Source organism: Sulfurimonas sp. C5 (assembly GCF_029872055.1).
GTDB lineage: Bacteria > Campylobacterota > Campylobacteria > Campylobacterales > Sulfurimonadaceae > Sulfurimonas.
The window spans coordinates 37,596-56,370 of the sequence record NZ_JARXNQ010000003.1 but is presented as its reverse complement, the minus strand read 5'-3'; the positions used below and the strand labels follow the sequence as shown (position 1 = coordinate 56,370).

Below are 18,775 nucleotides of genomic sequence, written 5' to 3'. Positions count from 1 at the left end.
GGTCTTACGTGAAACTGTTTTTAATGCTTATTATAGCGAGTTGTACATATATTTACGCTAGTGTGATTGGAACTGTTGAGGAACTTCAAGGAAATGTAAAAGTAAAACCGCAAAACAGTATTAAAAAGATAAAAGTGCTTGCCGGATATCAGATTCAAGAGGGGGATATCTTAAGCACTTACGAAGATGGTTGTGCAAAAATCAAGTTAGAGGATAATTCGACATTGATTGTCGATACTGATTCGATGGTACGTTTTATCAGCGGAGTAGATCTCAAGCAAGAAAACGGAAAAGTGTATTACAAAATAACTTCTAAAAAAACGAAAGATGCTTTAAAAGTAGAGACAAATTTTGCGATCATCGGAATTAAAGGGACAACCTTTATTGTAAAAGCAGATGAACAAAAAGAGCTTTTATTACAAGAGGGTGTAGTCGGAATTAATAGTATTAAAGAGGAGTTTGAACTTTATAGAAAAAAAATAAATGCAGAATTTGAAGATTTTAAAGCAAAACAACAGCAGGGCTTTGATGAGTATAAAGCAGCATTCGAAAAATATGAAAAAGCGGTAAAAACTCAAGCTTTTGACCTGCAGCAGCAAAACAAAGTAAGTTTTGAGGATAATATAGTTAAAGAAGACAGTTTCGATCAAAACGATGCAGACGAGTTTAAATATTTTGAAAAGTTATTTGATAAGAACTAGTATATTAGCAGTTTTCTCACTGCTGTTGATTTTACTATTAGAGTATGAAAAATTTGAATTTTTAGACTCTTTTGCCGAAAAGTTTAATGATACCAATTTCGCTTTTCAAACAAAAACAATCAATCCTGATGTCGTCATAGTGGCAGTGGATGAAAAAAGTATCAACTATTTCGGTCGTTGGCCGTGGGATAGAGATATTTTGGCACAAGGATTAGAAAAACTGCAAAGTGCCGATGTAGTCGCACTGGATATGGTGTTTTCGGAATCCAGCGATGCAGATCAGAAATTAGCGACGGCAATAGAAACTTTAAACAATAGTGTATGTGGATTTTTTTTAAGAGAGAAAGCTACACAGCATCTAACTCCCCAAGAACTTGATACATTGCAAAATTCAAGTCTTGACCTTCTGCAGTCAAAACTACAAAAAGATGAACATTTTCTAAATGCGAAATTTGCCGAATTAAATGTAGAACCGATTCTAGACTCATGTACGATGCAAGGTGCATTTACAACCGTAACGGCAAGTGATCAACTCTATAGATGGTATCCCACGGCATTTTATCTGCAGAATTCTCTGTATCCCTCTTTAGCTCTGCAGAGTTTACGTCTGAAGTTTAATAGCGATCTTGATCGCAAAGCGGCAAATACACTGACACTTGGTAAGCAAAAAATTTCTGTGAATGATTTGGGTTTTGTACGACTTAACTTTTATGACAAGCAGGCATATAAAACGATTTCATTCGTAGACCTTTATAAAGGGAAGATAAAAAGTTCCTATCTTCAAAAGAAAATAGTACTTTTTGGTGTCACAGAGATGGGGATAGGAGATGTCGTTGCAACTCCAATGGGAAATATGTATGGAGTGTATTTGCACGCTACATTTCTTTCAAACTTTTTAAACGATGAACTGATAAAAGAGTTTCCTCTGCTTAACTATCTAATGACTATCTTGACAGTATTGAGTGTTTTTCTAGTGAGTGTTTTTATCAAGAAACTCTATGTAAGAATATTTACCTATATAGGTGTTTACCTGTTTCTTTTCGCAGTTGCAAAAACGCTATTTTCTTATAATTCTTTATATATAGATATGTTTTACCCTCTTATTGCATTAGGTTTGAATGTCGCCTTGATAGAGTTTAATATCTTTTATATTCAAGAAAAAGATACACGCTTTATTAAAAAAGCTTTCTCTAGTTATCTTTCAAAAGAGTTATTGGAGAAACTGGTACATAGTAAAAAAGGGTTGGAACTCGGCGGAGAGAAAAAAGAGCTGAGTATTTTGTTTAGCGATATTCGTAATTTTACTACTCTCTCAGAAGAGATGGACGATCCGCAGCAACTCATTAAACTCTTAAACAGATATTTTACGCCAATGACTGAGGCGGTTATGGATAATAAAGGGATGCTTGATAAATATATCGGTGATGCCGTTATGGCATTTTTCAATGCACCGATAGATGTAGAAGAGCATGCAAAAGCTGCTTGTACTTGTGCACTAGAGATGATAAATAAGCTCAATATTTTAAATCAAGAATTTGAAAAAGAGGGGATAGCGCCGATACATATAGGTATAGGAATCAATACAGGTGAAGTGGTTGTCGGAAATATGGGGGCAATAAAAAGGTTTAACTATACTATTATAGGTGATAGCGTAAACCTTGCATCAAGACTGGAATCTAAAACAAAAGAGTTTGGAGTGGAGATCATTATCTCAAGCTATACCTACGAACTTGTAAAAGAGGATTTTGAGTGTAAAGACTTAGGTTTTACACCCATAAAAGGGAAAAAAGAAGAGGTAAGGGTTTATCAACTAATATCTCATAAATAAATGCTATAATAATTGCCATAATGGAGTTAAAATGAAGAGTGAAATAGGCTCATTAGGTGCTACTGAGCTATTGGAAATTATTTTTGTTTATTTAGCAGAAGTCTCATCGAGAAGAGAATATGATGAGGTGATAGAACTGCTTGCAGGCATGGGAAAAGCATTGAGCGGTGCTGATCGATGTAGTGTCTGGATAGTTAGTGATAATAAAAAAACGATCCATACAAAAGTAGCACAAGGGATAGAACCTATTGAGATACCTATCAACTCAGGAATTATAGGTGAGTCAATTGTAAACGGTACACGTTACATAATTGATGATGTATATCAAGATAAACGTTTTAACAGATATATAGATCAACAAACCGGCTATAAAACAACATCAATGATGGTTATACCGATGTATGACCGAAACGAAAATGTTATCGGTGCTTTTCAAGTGATCAACCGTCAAGGTAATGGCGGTGTTTTTGATCAAAGAGATATGGAAAGGTTAACGCTTGCAACCACTTATGCAGCAGAGACAATCGTATCTGCAAAATTGACAGCCGAGATTGAAGATACTCAAAGAGAAGTTGTATTTACAATGGGTGCCGTTGGAGAGAGTCGTTCTAAAGAGACAGGCAATCACGTAAAACGCGTTGCGGAGTATTCAAAACTTTTAGCATTAAAATATGGACTTGAAGAAGCAGAAGCAGAACTCCTAAAGCAAGCAAGCCCTATGCACGATATAGGAAAAGTGGCAATTCCTGATCATATTCTCAATAAAAACGGACGCTTTAACGAAGAAGAAAGAAAAATAATGGATACCCATGCAAAACTTGGGTACGATATCTTGAAAAACTCTGAGCGAACACTTTTAAAAGCAGCAGCAATTGTTGCGTATGAGCATCATGAAAAATATAACGGTACAGGGTATCCGAGAGCTATAAAGGGTGAGGGCATTCATATATATGGGCGTATTACTGCTTTAGCAGATGTGTTTGATGCACTAGGAAGCGATAGAGTTTATAAAAAAGCATGGGATGATCAAAGGATACTTGATCTGTTTAAAGAGGAGAGAGGGGAGCATTTCGATCCTAAGCTGGTAGATATATTTTTTGAAAATCTCGAAGAGTTTTATGCAATTCGTGAAACTTTTAAAGATGAATATAAATATGAAGAGGAGAAGATCCTTCAAACAAGAAATATAAAAGTACTTGGTGCTTACGGAACCAAAGCAAAAGGATTCGGTACTACTTCGTTTTCATTAAACAAGACAGATGTGATTGATGCAGGTAATCTGCTTGAATCATTAGGTGAAGAATCGATCCATGTAAAAAATATATGGCTTACACATCAGCATCTTGATCATATAGTGGATATCGCATATATTATAGATAACTACTTCGGCATTAGAAAAGATACTATTAATATACTGGGAACAAAAGGGACGATAGATGCTATTAAAAAACATTTTTTAAATGATGAGGTATGGCCTGATTTTTCAAAAATACAATTACCGAATAATGAGATGGTAGTTAAATATACTGAGATAGAACTAGATAAAGAGTATCAGATATCTCAAAATGAATCTATTAAAGCATTTAAAACAGATCATACGGATTCAAGCTGCGGTTATATTTATAAAAGAGGCGACGGGGCTATTTTGATTACTGCGGATACTTGTAATATAGATAATGCGATCTTAGAAATTGAAAAGGACACTACTATTAAGTCGGTAGTAATAGAGTGTTCATTTCCAAACCATTTAGAAGAGTTGGCGAAAAATAGTAAGCATTTAACTCCGAAAATGTTATTTGAGCAATTAAAAACGGTAAAAAGAAAAGATTTTCAACTTTATATTAACCATATAAAACCAAGTTTTATTTTAGAAATAGCACAAGAAATAGAGGAATATGAGGGTGATTATGAACCTATTTTAGTAAAAGATGGGGAAATTTTACAATTTTGATTCAAAACTCTTGACATTAAAAATATTTTGCACTATAATTCTGGCTCAAATTCGATGCCGACATAGCTCAGTTGGCTAGAGCAGCTGATTTGTAATCAGCAGGCCCGGGGTTCAAATCCTCGTGTCGGCACCATTGAATTTTGAATATTAGAAACAGTGTTAGACCAGATTAAAATGGTGAGATAGTCAAGTGGCCAACGACGGCGGACTGTAAATCCGCTCCCTACGGGTTCAGAGGTTCGACTCCTCTTCTCACCACCACTTGTTCAATATGCGGGTGTAACTCAGTGGCTAGAGTTCCTGCCTTCCAAGCAGGCTGTCGAGGGTTCGAATCCCTTCACCCGCTCCACTAGAGAACAGATTCTGGAAGCTGAAGTATAATTTCAATTAACTTCATATATAATATTTATCCGATAAAAATAGATATCTATATAGCTTTTCTATCATTAAAACTAATATTCCGTTTTTTATAGCTTAAGAATTATGCAATGATTTCTTAAAAACTGATGCAATTTTGCTTATGTGGCTCAGTGGTAGAGCACTTCCTTGGTAAGGAAGAGGCCGTGGGTTCAATTCCCATCATAAGCTCCAGCAAAGTTGTTTTCATTAGTTTAAGAAATAATTGAATGATTTTTGGATATAATTCCATTTCAATTCACAAATTAAGGTCGGAGGACACTATGGCAAAAGAAAAGTTTGAACGTAATAAACCCCACGTTAACATTGGTACAATTGGTCACGTTGACCATGGTAAAACTACACTAACAGCTGCAATCACTGCAGTATTAGCTGTTACAAACGGTGCAAAAATGATGGATTATGATCAAATCGATAATGCACCAGAAGAAAGAGAGCGTGGTATCACTATCGCTACTTCACACGTTGAGTACGAAACTGAAACTCGTCACTATGCACACGTTGACTGTCCAGGTCACGCGGACTACGTTAAAAACATGATTACAGGTGCTGCTCAAATGGACGGTGCTATTCTTGTTGTTTCTGCTGCGGACGGCCCGATGCCACAAACTCGTGAGCACATCCTTCTTTCAAAACAAGTAGGTGTACCATACATCGTTGTTTTCATGAACAAAGAAGATATGGTTGATGATGAAGAGTTATTAGAATTAGTTGAAATGGAAATCCGTGAGTTATTAGATACTTATGACTTCCCAGGTGATGATACTCCAATCGTTGCTGGTTCAGCTCTTAAAGCTCTTGAAGAAGCAAAAACTGGTACTCTTGGTGAGTGGTCAGAAAAAATCCTTAAGCTTATGGCTGAAGTAGATGCTTACATTCCAGAACCAGCTCGTGAAACAGATAAAGATTTCTTAATGCCAGTTGAAGACGTGTTCTCAATCTCTGGACGTGGTACGGTTGTTACTGGTCGTATTGAACGTGGTATTGTTAAAGTTGGTGATACTGTTGAAATCGTTGGTATCCGTGACACTCAAACAACAACTGTAACAGGTGTTGAAATGTTCCGTAAAGAAATGGAGCAAGGTGAAGCTGGTGATAACTGTGGTATCCTTATCCGTGGTATTGGTAAAGACGATGTTGAGCGTGGTCAAGTTCTTTGTAAGCCAGGTTCAATCACTCCACATACTAAATTTACAGCTGAAATCTACGTATTAAGTAAAGACGAAGGTGGTCGTCATACTCCATTCTTCAATGGTTACCGTCCACAATTCTACGTACGTACAACAGACGTAACTGGTGCTATCACTTTACCAGAAGGTACTGAAATGGTTATGCCAGGTGATAACGTAACTATCACTGCAGAACTAATCTATCCAATCGCGATGGAAAAAGGTACTAAGTTCGCTATCCGTGAAGGTGGTAGAACAGTTGGTGCTGGTGTTGTAGCTGAGATTCTTGCGTAATTCGCTTTTGCGAATTACCTTGAACCAATTTAAAGGTTTAAAACATGAGAGAAGCAATTCACTTAGGTTGTGAGAAATGTACTAGACGTAACTATCACACAACTAAAAATAAAAAAACTCATACTGAAAAATTTTCAGTAAGAAAATACTGTAAATTCTGTAAAGAGCATACAGTTCACAAAGAGATGAAACTGTAATCAGTTTTCTCTCTTTATTTATAGGCGTGTAGCTCCAATGGTAGAGCACCGGATTCCAAATCCGGGTGTTGGGGGTTCGAGTCCCTCCACGCCTGCCACTTGTAAATTTATTATTAGTTTTGCTTTCGGGCAAAATTTGTAATAAATGATATTTTAAGATGATGGAAAGAGCATATGAAGTTAGGTAAACATATCCAAAATGCAAAATTAGAATTAAGTAAAGTTATCTTTCCTACAAAAGGACAGGTAAAACAAGCTTATATCGCTGTTATTGTTGTTGTTTCTGCAGTAGCTGCATTTTTGGCTTTAGTTGACCTACTTATGTCATCTGTAGTTTCAGCAATCTTAGGTTAAGGAGTAAGTTATGGCACATCAATGGTACTCGATCCAAACTTATGGAAGTGATAGAGCAGTTAGAGATGCTATCTTCAATATGATTGAAGAGTATGGACTCCAAGAACACATTACAGACGTAATTGTTCCAACTGAAGATGTTATTGAAGTAAAAGATGGAAAGAAAAAAGTTTCTGAGAGATCTCTTTATAGCGGATATGTATTTGCTAAAATTGATCTAAACACAGAGATTCAACATATGATTCAATCTATCCCTAAAGTATCAGGGTTTATTGGAGAAGGAAACCGTCCGACACCTCTAAGCGAGCATGATATTCAAGTTATCTTAGATCGTGTAAATAATCGTCAGGCACCGAAACCGAAAGTATTCTTCGATAATGGTGAAACTGTACGTATTATTGACGGACCGTTTGCGAACTTCACAGGTACTGTGGATGAATACGACTTAGAGCATGGGACTCTAAAACTTAACGTTTCAATTTTTGGTAGAGCTACTCCTGTAGATATCTCTTATACTCAAGTTGAAAAAATAATTTAAATTCATAAAAAGGAAGAAACATGGCAAAGAAAGTTTCAGGCTATATCAAGCTTCAAATTCAAGCTGGTGCAGCTAACCCGGCTCCACCGGTAGGACCTGCTTTAGGACAACGTGGTGTTAACATCATGGAATTCTGTAAAGCTTTCAACGAAAAAACTAAAGATAAGATGGGATTCAAAGTTCCAACTATCATTACTGTTTACAATGACAGAAGTTTTTCATTCATTACTAAACAACCACCTGCATCTGCATTATTAATGAAAGCTGCTGGTCTTAAAAAAGGTAGTGACAATCCACTTAAAAACAAAGTGGCAAAAATCACTCGTGAAAAACTTATGGAGATCGTTGATCAAAAAATCGAAGATCTTAATACTGACGATAGAGAAATGGCAGCAAACACTATTGCTGGTCAAGCTCGTTCAATGGGTATCGAGATTACTGAGTAATCACAAATAAAACTAAATAATCATCGACCACAATGATTTAAAATTGTGTGGCAGAATTTTAAATGCGGAGAAATTTGTTATGAGCAAAAGATATAAGCAATTATTAGAAAAAGTTGATAGCTCTAAAGCTTACACAATTAGTGAAGCTTCTTCAACTGTAAAAGAGCTAAAAAGTGCAAAATTCGACGAAACTGTTGAAATTGCAATGAATTTAAATGTTGATCCACGTCACGCTGACCAAATGGTACGTGGTGCGATCGTTCTTCCACATGGTACTGGTAAAACTGTACGTGTTGCAGTATTTGCTAAAGGTGCAAAAGCTGACGAAGCTAAAGCTGCTGGTGCTGACATCGTTGGTACTGATGAGCTAGTTGCACAAATTAAAGAAGGTAATATCGATTTCGATATCGTTGTTGCTGCTCCAGATTGTATGGGTCTTGTTGGTCAAGTAGGTCGTATTCTTGGACCAAAAGGTTTAATGCCTAACCCTAAAACTGGTACTGTAACTCCAGATGTTGCTACTGCTGTTAACAATGTTAAAGGTGGTCAAGTAAACTTCAGAGTTGATAAAAAAGGTAATATTCACGCTGGTATTGGTAAAGTAAGTTTCGATGCTGACAAAATTGCTGAAAACCTTTCTACTTTTGTAAAAGCTATTAATAAACAAAAACCAGCTTCTTCAAAAGGTCGTTACATCAAAAATGCTGCACTTAGTTTAACTATGTCTCCAGCTCTTAAACTTGATGTAGCTGAACTTTTAGATACAAAATAGTATAATCTAAGTTTCCGAGAGTTTTTCTCGGAGATTTTGAAAGTTTTTATTTTGAGATTTTCTATCTTAAAGTAAAGATTTTCATTTTTTGGATGGGAATCTGAATTACTTGGACTAAAGACAGTAGGGGGCAATAAAACCGATAGGTTTGCTTAAAAAGTCCTTTCTACCCCGCTTGAAGTTATGTCTGGGAAAGGAGAAATTTATGCTTAAGTCTAAAAAAGCTGAAGTTATTGAGCAACTTTCTAACTCTTTCGCTGAGACTACTGCTGTAGTTATTTGTGACTACAAAGGTTTAACAGTTTCTGAATTAGAAGAGTTAAGAAAAGCTGCTCGTGCTAAAGACGCAAGTGTTCAGGTTGTTAAAAACACTTTAGCAGCTATCGCTTTAGAAAAAGCAGGTATGACAGGTGTTGAACTAAAAGATACAAATATCTTTATCTGGTCAAACGAAGTTATTAATGCTCCAAAAGTTGCTGCTGATTTCGCTAAAAACAATGAGAAATTAGTTGTTAAAGCTGGTTACCTAGATAAAGAAGCAGCTAATGCAGCACAAATTGATGCATACGCTAAACTTCCAGGACGTGAAGAACTTCTTGGTATGCTTGCTGCGACTTGGATGGCACCACTTACAAACTTTGTATATGGTCTTGATGCGCTAAGACAAAAAAACGAAGCTGAAGCGTAATCGTTTTTAATATCTAGTTACTAGTCTAGATAAAACTAGTAAAAAAATTTAAAATAAAAATACCATAGGAGAAAATTATGGCTGTAACTAAAGAAGATGTATTAGAATTCATCTCTGGATTATCTGTATTAGAATTATCTGAGCTTGTAAAAGAGTTCGAAGAAAAATTTGGTGTATCTGCTCAACCTGTAGCAGTTGCTGGTGTAGCTGGTGATGCTGGTGCTGCTGGTGGTGCTGAGCAAACTGAGTTCAACGTAGTAATTACTGACGCTGGTGCTAAAAAAATCGGTGTAATTAAAGTAGTTCGTGAGCTTACTGGTCTTGGTTTAAAAGAAGCTAAAGACGCTTGTGAAAACTTACCATCTACAATCAAAGAAGGTGTAGATAAAGAAACTGCTGAAGAAGCTAAAGCTAAATTAGAAGAAGCTGGTGCAGTAGTAGAAGTTAAATAATTTAACTCACTTTTTTATGGAGGGCTTAGATCCCTCCAACTTTTGGGCGCTTTAGTAAGAGAAGAATTCTCCTCTTATTAAAGTGCCCTTATGTCGTTTATAAGCACTGTAAAAAAATCTCTTTTGAAAAAGAGTAAATTTCAAGTCTAGGGACGCCTAGAATTTGATAGTTGATTTGTAAAAAATCATTCATTAATAACTTATCGAGGTAGCCTATGTTAAACACTTTATATTCCGGAAACCGTCTTCGTGTAGACTTCTCTAAAACTCCTCAAGAAATAGAAGTACCAAACTTATTACAACTCCAACAAAGTTCTTACGAAAAATTCTTAATGTTAGAATCAAAAGACAGAACTGCTAGTGGAATTGAAAAAGTATTCCAATCTGTTTTCCCAATTCATGATGTACAAAACAGATTAACAGTAGAGTATATTGGCTCTGAAGTTACTAATCCTAAATACACTGTTCGTGAATGTATGGAAAGAGGACTTACTTATGCAGTAAGCCTAAGAATGAAAACTCGTTTAGTATTATGGGACAGAGATGAAAATACTAAAGAGAAACTTGGTGTAAAAGATATTAAAGAACAATCAATCTTTGTTCGTGATATTCCTTTAATGACAGATAGAACATCATTTATCATTAATGGTGTTGAGCGTGTTGTTGTAAACCAGTTACACCGTTCACCGGGTGTTATCTTCAAAGAAGAAGAATCAACAACTACTAGTTCTAAATTAATTTATACTGGTCAAATTATTCCAGATCGTGGTTCTTGGTTATATTTTGAGTATGATCCAAAAGATATTCTTTACATGAGAATTAACAAACGTCGTAAAGTACCTGTTACAATCATGTTCAGAGCTTTAGGTTATTCAAAACAAGATATTTTAAAACTGTTCTACCCTGTTCAAACGATCAAAATTGAAGATAATAACTTCCAAATTGAATTTAATCCTTCAGATTATTCTGGACGTTTAGGTTACGATCTAGTAGATACTAACGGTAAAGTTTTAGTAAATGCTGGTAAAAGACTTTCTGCTAAAAAAGCACAAAAATTTGTTGAAGACGGACTAACAGAAGTTCAGTATCCGTTAGATGTATTATTAGAGCGTTATTTAGCTGAAGCTATTATTGATCCTGAAACAGGTGAAATTTTATTTGACGCTATGACGCACATTGATGAGTCTAAATTAAAGAAAATGGCTGAAATCGGTGTAACTGAATTCAAAATTGCGAATGATTTAGCTGAAGGTGTAGATAGTTCAGTAATCAATGCATTCAATGCTGATGCAGATTCATTAAAACTTTTAAAACAAACAGAAGAGATTGAAGACGAAAACGATTTAGCAGCTATTCGTATTTACAAAGTAATGCGTCCTGGTGAGCCTGTAACTAAAGAGGCAGCTCATGCATTTGTTAACCAATTATTCTTCGATCCGGAAAGATATGACTTAACACAAGTTGGTCGTATGAAAATGAACCATAAACTTGGTTTAAATATCCCGGAATATGTAACAGTACTTACTCACGAAGATATTATTGAGTCTGTTAAATATGTTATCAAAGTTAAAAACGGTCAAGGTCACATTGATGACAGAGATCACTTAGGTAACAGACGTATTCGTGCTATCGGTGAACTTTTAGGTAATGAGTTACACAACGGTTTAGTAAAAATGCAAAAAGCTATCCGTGACAAACTCTCAACTATGAGTGGACCGATGAATGAGCTTATGCCACACGATTTAATCAATTCAAAAATGATTACTTCGACTATTATCGAGTTCTTCTCAGGTGGTCAGTTATCACAATTTATGGACCAAACTAACCCATTATCAGAGGTTACACATAAGCGTCGTCTTTCTGCGCTTGGTGAAGGTGGTCTTGTAAAAGAGCGTGCAGGTTTTGAAGTGCGTGACGTTCACCCGACTCATTACGGACGTATCTGTCCAATTGAGACTCCAGAGGGTCAAAATATTGGTCTTATCAATACTCTTGCTTCATATGCAAAAGTAAATGAGCATGGTTTCATTGAAGCACCGTACAAAGTGATGAAAGACGGTCAAGTAACTAACGAGATCGTATATCTTACAGCTACTCAAGAAGAGGGTGTAATGATTGCAGCTGCTTCTAATAAACTTGACGAAAACGGTCAGTTTGTTGAGAAGCTAATCTCTGTTCGTCAAGACGGTGAGATTTTACTTAGAAGTCCAAATGATTGTCAATATGCTGACTTGTCATCTAGTATGGTGGTTGGTGTTGCAGCTTCACTTATTCCATTCCTTGAGCACGATGATGCCAACCGTGCACTTATGGGATCGAACATGCAACGTCAAGCAGTGCCTTTATTAAAATCACAAGCTCCAATGGTAGGAACTGGTGTTGAGAAACTTGTAGCACGTGATTCTTGGGAATGTGTTAAAGCTAAGCGTGCTGGTAAAGTTGAAAAAGCTGATGCTAAACACATCTATGTAATGGGTGAAGAAGATGGTGAAATCTTTATTGATTACTATCCATTACAAAAGAACCTTAGAACAAACCAAAATACATCTTTCACACAAAAACCTATCGTAAACGTAGGTGACGTAGTTGAAAAAGGGCAAATTATTGCTGACGGTCCAAATATGGATCAAGGTGAGCTTGCTCTTGGTGTTAATGCTATGGTTGCGTTCATGCCTTGGAACGGTTATAACTTCGAGGATGCTATCGTTATCTCTGAAAAACTGATCCGTCAAGATGCATTTACTTCAGTTCATATCTATGAAAAAGAAGTAGAGGCTCGTGAACTTAAACACGGTGTTGAAGAGATTACTCGTGACATCCCTAATGTTCGTGATGATGAATTAGCACACCTAGATGAGTCTGGTATTGTTAAAATAGGTACACAAGTAAAAGGTGGAATGATCCTAGTTGGTAAAGTTTCTCCAAAAGGTGAAGTAAAACCAACTCCTGAAGAAAGACTTTTACGTGCTATCTTCGGTGAAAAAGCTGGTCACGTTGTAAACAAATCACTTTACTGTCCACCATCTATGGAAGGTGTTGTTGTAGACATTAAAGTATTCACGAAAAAAGGTTACGATAAAGACCCTCGTGCATTAGAACTAGAAAAAGAAGAGCGTGATCATTTAGAGCGTGAGCACTATGACAGACTTATTATGATCGACAAAGAAGAGATGTTACGCGTAACTAAACTTCTTACTCGTGAACCTTTAGAGAGCGATGTAAAAATCGGTGATAAAGAGTATAAAGCTGGTGATCTTATCAACGGTGATGATTTAGCTGGAATCAACCGTTTCGCTATGAACAATGTTGTAAAAGCATTCTCTGAAGAGGTGCAAGATCAATATAACAAAACGAAAAACCATTTCCAAAAGCAAAAACGTCTTTTCAGAGATGAGCATGAGGAAAAACTAAGTATCTTAGAAAAAGATGACATCCTACCAAACGGTGTTGTAAAATATGTAAAAGTTTACATCGCTACAAAACGTCACCTAAAAGTTGGTGATAAAATGGCTGGACGTCACGGAAATAAAGGTATTGTTTCTAATATTGTTCCTGAAGTAGATATGCCGTATATGGAAGATGGAAGAAGTGTAGACGTATGTCTTAACCCACTAGGGGTACCTTCTCGTATGAATATCGGTCAGATTTTAGAGATGCACCTTGGTATGGCTGGTCGTGAACTAGGTAATCAAATCCAAGCTGAATTTGATGCGAAGCAAAAAGACTTCTTAAGTAATTTACGTACGAAGATGTCTGAGATTGCTGACGTTGCAGGTCTTATGAATGCAAAAGAAACAATTGCAGCTATGAATGACGATGAGTTCCTAAAATATGCACGTGACTGGGCAAAAGGTGTTAAATTTGCTACACCTATCTTTGAAGGTGTAAATGCTGTAGAATTTGAAAAACTTTACGAAGCAGCGCGTATGGCTACTGACGGTAAAGTTGTTCTTTATGATGGTAGAACAGGTGAGAAAATTAAAGAGCGTGTAAATGTTGGTTATATGTATATCCTTAAACTACACCACTTAGTTGATGAGAAAATTCACGCTCGTTCAACTGGACCTTACTCTCTTGTAACTCAACAGCCTGTTGGTGGTAAAGCACTATTTGGTGGACAAAGATTCGGTGAGATGGAAGTTTGGGCTCTTGAAGCGTATGGTGCTTCTGCAGTTCTTAAAGAGATGCTTACAATTAAATCTGATGATGTTGACGGTCGTGTACGTGCGTACAAAGCACTTACAAAAGGTGAGTCAGTACCAGCTTCTGGTATCCCTGAGACTTTATTTGTATTAACAAAAGAGCTTCAAGCATTGGCTCTTGATGTAGAGATTATGGACGAGGTAGAAGATAATGAGTAAATTAGTACCAGTAGAAGTAACAGAAGATAATAGACCAAGTGATATTAAACAGCTTCAGTTTAAATTAGCATCACCTGAAAAAGTTTTATCTTGGTCAAACGGTGAAGTAAAAAAACCTGAAACTATTAACTACCGTACTTTAAAGCCTGAACGTGACGGGCTTTTCTGTGCAAAAATTTTCGGTCCTGTTCGTGACTATGAGTGTCTTTGTGGTAAATATAAGAAAATGCGTTACAAAGGTGTTGTATGTGAGAAATGTGGTGTTGAAGTAACATCTACAAAAGTTCGTCGTACTCGTATGGGTCACATTGAACTTGTAACTCCTGTAGCACATATCTGGTATGTATCTTCATTACCATCTCGTATCGGTACACTTTTAGGTATTAAAATGAAAGACCTTGAGCGTGTACTTTACTACGAAGCATACATCGTTGAAGAGGGTGGTGAGGCATACTATGATGCTGAAGCAAAAACACCAGTATTAAAATACGATGTACTTAATGAAGAACAATACAGAACTCTTGTTCAAAGATTCGGTGAATTAGGTTTCAAAGCTCGTATGGGTGGTGAAGTTGTTCGTGATTTACTAGATTCAATCGATTTAGTTGAACTATTTAACCAACTAAGAGAAGAGATCGAAGAAACTCGTTCAGAAGCTAAGAAAAAAACTATTAACAAACGTTTAAAAGTTATCGAGTCTTTCTTAAATAGCGGTAATAATCCTGCATGGATGATGCTGACTATTTTACCGGTACTTCCACCAGATTTAAGACCACTTGTTTCACTTGATGGTGGAAAATTCGCGGTATCTGACGTAAATGATCTTTATCGTCGTGTTATCAACAGAAACCAACGTCTTAAAAGATTAGTTGAACTTGAAGCTCCTGAAATTATTGTTAGAAATGAAAAACGTATGCTTCAAGAATCTGTTGATGCATTATTTGACAATGGTCGTCGTGCAAATGCAGTTAAAGGTGCTAACAAACGTCCATTAAAATCTCTTTCAGAGATCATTAAAGGTAAACAAGGTCGTTTCCGTCAAAACCTTCTTGGTAAGCGTGTTGACTTCTCTGGACGTTCTGTAATCGTTGTTGGACCAGACTTAAGAATGGATCAATGTGGACTTCCAAAGAAAATGGCGTTAGAGCTGTTCAAGCCACATTTAATTGCAAAGTTAGAAGACAAAGGTTACGCAACTACAGTTAAAGCTGCGAAAAAAATGATCGAAGATAAAACAAACGAGGTTTGGGAATGTCTTTCTGAAATCGTTGACGGTTACCCAATTATGCTTAACCGTGCACCGACACTTCACAAATTGTCGATCCAAGCGTTCCATCCAAGACTAATTGATGGTAAAGCTATTCAGCTTCACCCATTAGTTTGTGCGGCGTTCAATGCTGACTTCGATGGTGACCAGATGGCTGTTCACGTACCTTTATCTGCAGAAGCTATTGCTGAAGCGAAAGTTCTTATGCTTGCATCTATGAACGTTCTTCTTCCAGCTTCTGGTAAGGCGATTGCTACACCTTCACAAGATATGGTCCTTGGTATCTACTACCTATCTTTAGAGAAAAACGGTGTTAAAGGTTCTAACAAGCTATTCGCTAATGTTGATGAGATTAATATCGCTTTAGAGAACAAAGCGCTTGATATTCATGCAAAAGTAAGAACTCGTGTTGATGGTAGAATTATCCATACAACAGCTGGTCGTCTTTTAATTAAAGCAATTCTTCCAGATTTCGTTCCAGCAGATTTATGGAACAGAACAATGAAGAAAAAAGCTATCAATGAGATGGTTGACTATGTACAAAAACATGGTGGTATCGGTGTAACCGCATCATTCCTTGACAGATTAAAAGATCTTGGTTTCAAACACGCGACTGAAGCTGGTGTTTCAATTTCAGCTGACGATATCCGTGTACCTGATATGAAAGAGAAGAAAATTACAGAGTCTAAAAACCGTGTAATTGAGATCCAAAAACAATTCGAAGCTGGTTTATTAACTGAGCAAGAAAGATACAATAAAATTATCGACGTTTGGACAGATACAAACAACACACTTGCTGCAGAGATGATGGATCTTGTACAAAGTGATAAAGATGGATTCAACTCTATCCATATGATGGCTGATTCTGGTGCGAGGGGTTCTGCTGCTCAGATTCGTCAGCTTGCTGGTATGCGTGGTCTTATGGCTAAACCAAGTGGTGATATTATTGAGACTCCGATCGTTTCAAACTTTAAAGAGGGTCTGAACGTTATCGAGTACTTTATTTCAACGCACGGTGCTCGTAAAGGTCTTGCCGATACAGCTCTTAAAACAGCGAATGCTGGTTACTTAACACGTAAACTTGTTGACGTTGCACAAAACGTAAAAATTGTTGAGCATGATTGTCATACTCACGAAGGTATTGAGATTACAGATATTTCTGATCAAAATACATTAATCGAGTCTTTAGAAGACAGACTTAACGGTCGTGTACTTGCTGATGATGTAATCGATCCAATCTCTAACGAGATCCTTTATGCAGAGGGTACGTTACTTGATGAAGAGAGTGCTAAAGTTATTGCTGAAGCTGGAATCAAATCAGCACATATCAGAACACCGACAACTTGTAAAAGTGAAGAGGGTATCTGTGCATTATGTTACGGTGTAAACCTTGCAACTGGACACATCGTTCGTCCAGGTGAAGCAGTTGGTATTGTTGCAGCTCAGTCAATTGGTGAGCCAGGTACTCAGCTTACACTTCGTACATTCCACGTTGGTGGTACTGCGAGTTCAACTGCGCAAGAGCGTCAAGTTGTTGCTGAAAAAGAAGGTTTCATCCGTTACTATAACCTTAAAACGTACCAAAACAAAGAGGGTAAAAACATCGTTGCTAACCGTCGTAATGCGGCAGTTTTACTTGTTGAACCTAAAATTAAAGCTCCGTTTGACGGAAAAATTGAGATTCAGACTATCCACGACGAGGTGTTATTAAGTATCTCTAACGGAACTGATACTGTACGTTACTCTTTACGTAAAAATGAGATTGCAAAACCTAATGAACTAGCTGGTGTTAGTGGTCAAATTGAAGGGAAATATTACTTCCCGTACGAAAGTGGTTCTGATGTTGTAGCTGAAGATTCTATCGTTGAAACTATTAAAGATGGATGGAACGTACCTTCACGTATCCCTTACGCATCTGAGTTATTAGTTAACAATGGTGCTCCGGTTACGCAAAAAATCTATGCGAAAGAGCAAGGAACTGTTAAGTACTTCCTACTCAAAGGTGATTACCTTGAAAGATTCGAAGGTCTTAAAGCTGGTTATGAAGTAAAAGAAAAAGGTCTTTTTGCAGCAGTAATCGATGAGAATAACCGTGAAGCGGTTCGTCACTATATCGCTCGTGGTTCTGTAATTGTTACTGAAGATGATGAAGTAGTTGAAGGTTCAAGCCTAATTGCTAAACCTGCTACTGATGAGTCTGTTGTAATTGCTGAATGGGATCCATACTCGAACCCAATTATTTCTGAAGCAAGCGGTACTGTTAAGTATGAAGATATTATTGTTGGAACTACTGCTACTGAGCAATTAGATGAATTAACTGGTAAAACTCGTTTAATGATTAATGACCACATTTCATCTGAGTACAAACCGACAATCGTACTTGCTACTGAAAACGGTGAGTTATTACGTTATGCAATTGAGCCTAAGTCTTCTTTATTCGTTAAAGACGGTCAAGAAGTTAAAATTGCTGATATCATTGCGAAAACGCCAAAAGCACTTCAAAAATCATCGGATATTACAGGGGGTCTTCCACGTGTATCTGAACTATTTGAAGGTCGTCGTCCAAAAGCATCTGCTCTTATTTCAGAGATTGATGGTACGGTAAGTTTTGGTAAACCGTTACGTGGTAAAGTACGTATTATTGTAAGCAACTCTGAAAATGGTATTGTTAAAGAGTACTTTGTAGATAAATCTCATGAGCCTGTTGTAAATACTGGTGACTTCGTTCACGCTGGTGAGCGTTTAACTACAGGTATTATTTCGTCTCACGAACTTCTTAGAATTATGGGTGTTAAAGCACTTTATAACTATTTAGTATCTGAAGTACAACAAGTTTACCGTTCTCAAGGGGTTAATATCGCTGATAAACACATCGAGGTTATTTTCACTCAGATGTTAAGACAAGTTAAAATCTTAAAATCTGGTGATACTAAGTTTATCGAAGGAGATTTAGTTTCTAAATCTAAATTTGCTCAAGAGAATGAAAAAATCATTCGCCTTGGTGGTCGTCCGGCGATTGCTGAGCCATTCCTTGTTGGTATCACTCGTGCTGCAGTTTCTGCTGATTCAATTATCTCAGCTGCATCATTCCAAGATACGACAAAAGTTCTTACTGAAGCTGCAGTAAGTGCTAAAGTGGATAACTTAGATAACTTAAAAGAAAACGTTATTATCGGTAGAACTATCCCTGTTGGTACAGGTATCTACAAAGATAAAACGATCCAATTTGAAGCTTCTGAAGAATAAGCCTTAAGGCTATTCTTCTAGGCTTCCTCCTCAAAAATCTACACATTTTTTTAAATATATTAAAATCTACTTAAAATAAGCAAACTTTAATTAC

General features: G+C 36.7%; 13 protein-coding genes, 5 tRNA genes and 2 pseudogenes. All 20 read left to right on the top strand.

The window, feature by feature from the left end:
- The first annotated feature begins 23 nt into the window (after positions 1 to 23).
- On the top strand, positions 24 to 701 hold the full coding sequence (locus tag P6N22_RS06305) for a FecR family protein (protein ID WP_280331249.1): 678 nt from the start codon (positions 24 to 26) through the stop codon (positions 699 to 701).
- Positions 688 to 2,529, top strand: coding sequence for an adenylate/guanylate cyclase domain-containing protein (locus P6N22_RS06300; protein WP_280331247.1), 1,842 nt, complete (start codon positions 688 to 690; stop codon positions 2,527 to 2,529). The genes P6N22_RS06305 and P6N22_RS06300 overlap by 14 nt, the downstream gene beginning before the upstream one ends.
- A gap of 31 nt (positions 2,530 to 2,560) precedes the next feature.
- A pseudogene (locus tag P6N22_RS06295) lies at positions 2,561 to 3,043 on the top strand (GAF domain-containing protein); the annotation flags it as partial.
- A gap of 21 nt (positions 3,044 to 3,064) precedes the next feature.
- Positions 3,065 to 3,676: pseudogene (locus P6N22_RS06290) on the top strand (HD domain-containing phosphohydrolase); the annotation flags it as partial.
- The gene (locus P6N22_RS06285) at positions 3,653 to 4,480 is read left to right on the top strand and encodes an MBL fold metallo-hydrolase (protein ID WP_280331715.1); all 828 of its coding nucleotides are present in this window, start codon (positions 3,653 to 3,655) and stop codon (positions 4,478 to 4,480) included. The pseudogene P6N22_RS06290 and the gene P6N22_RS06285, both read left to right, overlap by 24 nt.
- Positions 4,481 to 4,536: 56 nt before the next feature.
- Positions 4,537 to 4,613 (top strand) — tRNA-Thr (locus P6N22_RS06280).
- Positions 4,614 to 4,656: 43 nt separating this feature from the next.
- Positions 4,657 to 4,741, top strand: a tRNA-Tyr gene (locus tag P6N22_RS06275).
- A gap of 12 nt (positions 4,742 to 4,753) precedes the next feature.
- A tRNA-Gly gene (locus P6N22_RS06270) sits at positions 4,754 to 4,829 on the top strand.
- A gap of 167 nt (positions 4,830 to 4,996) precedes the next feature.
- Positions 4,997 to 5,071 (top strand) — tRNA-Thr (locus P6N22_RS06265).
- Between the two features lie 89 nt (positions 5,072 to 5,160).
- Positions 5,161 to 6,360 carry an elongation factor Tu gene (gene tuf / locus P6N22_RS06260; protein WP_280331245.1) on the top strand — a complete coding sequence of 400 codons (1,200 nt, stop codon included), beginning with the start codon at positions 5,161 to 5,163 and terminating at the stop codon, positions 6,358 to 6,360.
- 44 nt (positions 6,361 to 6,404) lie between these two features.
- On the top strand, positions 6,405 to 6,557 hold the full coding sequence (gene rpmG / locus P6N22_RS06255; protein WP_193113882.1) for a 50S ribosomal protein L33: 153 nt from the start codon (positions 6,405 to 6,407) through the stop codon (positions 6,555 to 6,557).
- 22 nt (positions 6,558 to 6,579) lie between these two features.
- A tRNA-Trp gene (locus tag P6N22_RS06250) sits at positions 6,580 to 6,655 on the top strand.
- A 76-nt stretch (positions 6,656 to 6,731) separates the two neighbouring features.
- A complete protein-coding gene (gene secE / locus P6N22_RS06245; RefSeq protein ID WP_280331241.1) occupies positions 6,732 to 6,911 on the top strand; it encodes a preprotein translocase subunit SecE in 180 nt (59 codons plus the stop codon).
- Between the two features lie 10 nt (positions 6,912 to 6,921).
- The gene (gene nusG, locus P6N22_RS06240) at positions 6,922 to 7,449 is read left to right on the top strand and encodes a transcription termination/antitermination protein NusG (protein WP_280331239.1); all 528 of its coding nucleotides are present in this window, start codon (positions 6,922 to 6,924) and stop codon (positions 7,447 to 7,449) included.
- 20 nt (positions 7,450 to 7,469) lie between these two features.
- A complete protein-coding gene (rplK, locus tag P6N22_RS06235; RefSeq protein WP_280331237.1) occupies positions 7,470 to 7,895 on the top strand; it encodes a 50S ribosomal protein L11 in 426 nt (141 codons plus the stop codon).
- Between the two features lie 79 nt (positions 7,896 to 7,974).
- Positions 7,975 to 8,667, top strand: a complete 693-nt coding sequence (gene rplA, locus P6N22_RS06230) for a 50S ribosomal protein L1 (protein ID WP_280331235.1) — start codon at positions 7,975 to 7,977, stop codon at positions 8,665 to 8,667.
- Positions 8,668 to 8,872: 205 nt separating this feature from the next.
- Positions 8,873 to 9,355, top strand: a complete 483-nt coding sequence (rplJ, locus tag P6N22_RS06225; protein WP_280331233.1) for a 50S ribosomal protein L10 — start codon at positions 8,873 to 8,875, stop codon at positions 9,353 to 9,355.
- A 77-nt stretch (positions 9,356 to 9,432) separates the two neighbouring features.
- Entirely contained in the window at positions 9,433 to 9,807 is a 375-nt protein-coding gene (gene rplL, locus P6N22_RS06220; protein WP_280331231.1) for a 50S ribosomal protein L7/L12, read from the top strand.
- Positions 9,808 to 10,022: 215 nt separating this feature from the next.
- Entirely contained in the window at positions 10,023 to 14,168 is a 4,146-nt protein-coding gene (rpoB, locus tag P6N22_RS06215; RefSeq protein WP_280331230.1) for a DNA-directed RNA polymerase subunit beta, read from the top strand.
- Complete coding sequence (gene rpoC / locus P6N22_RS06210) at positions 14,161 to 18,681, top strand: DNA-directed RNA polymerase subunit beta' (RefSeq protein ID WP_280331228.1); 4,521 nt, start codon at positions 14,161 to 14,163, stop codon at positions 18,679 to 18,681. Before rpoB ends, rpoC begins: the two co-directional genes overlap by 8 nt.
- Positions 18,682 to 18,775: the final 94 nt, after the last annotated feature.

Coding starts and splice junctions, on each gene's coding strand:
- tuf (WP_280331245.1), top strand. CDS start 5,161: ATGGCAAAAGAAAAGTTTGAACGTAATAAACCCCACGTTAACATTGGT.
- rplK (WP_280331237.1), top strand. CDS start 7,470: ATGGCAAAGAAAGTTTCAGGCTATATCAAGCTTCAAATTCAAGCTGGT.
- rpoC (WP_280331228.1), top strand. CDS start 14,161: ATGAGTAAATTAGTACCAGTAGAAGTAACAGAAGATAATAGACCAAGT.
- nusG (WP_280331239.1), top strand. CDS start 6,922: ATGGCACATCAATGGTACTCGATCCAAACTTATGGAAGTGATAGAGCA.
- secE (WP_280331241.1), top strand. CDS start 6,732: ATGAAGTTAGGTAAACATATCCAAAATGCAAAATTAGAATTAAGTAAA.
- rplJ (WP_280331233.1), top strand. CDS start 8,873: ATGCTTAAGTCTAAAAAAGCTGAAGTTATTGAGCAACTTTCTAACTCT.
- rpoB (WP_280331230.1), top strand. CDS start 10,023: ATGTTAAACACTTTATATTCCGGAAACCGTCTTCGTGTAGACTTCTCT.
- rplL (WP_280331231.1), top strand. CDS start 9,433: ATGGCTGTAACTAAAGAAGATGTATTAGAATTCATCTCTGGATTATCT.
- P6N22_RS06305 (WP_280331249.1), top strand. CDS start 24: ATGCTTATTATAGCGAGTTGTACATATATTTACGCTAGTGTGATTGGA.
- rpmG (WP_193113882.1), top strand. CDS start 6,405: ATGAGAGAAGCAATTCACTTAGGTTGTGAGAAATGTACTAGACGTAAC.
- rplA (WP_280331235.1), top strand. CDS start 7,975: ATGAGCAAAAGATATAAGCAATTATTAGAAAAAGTTGATAGCTCTAAA.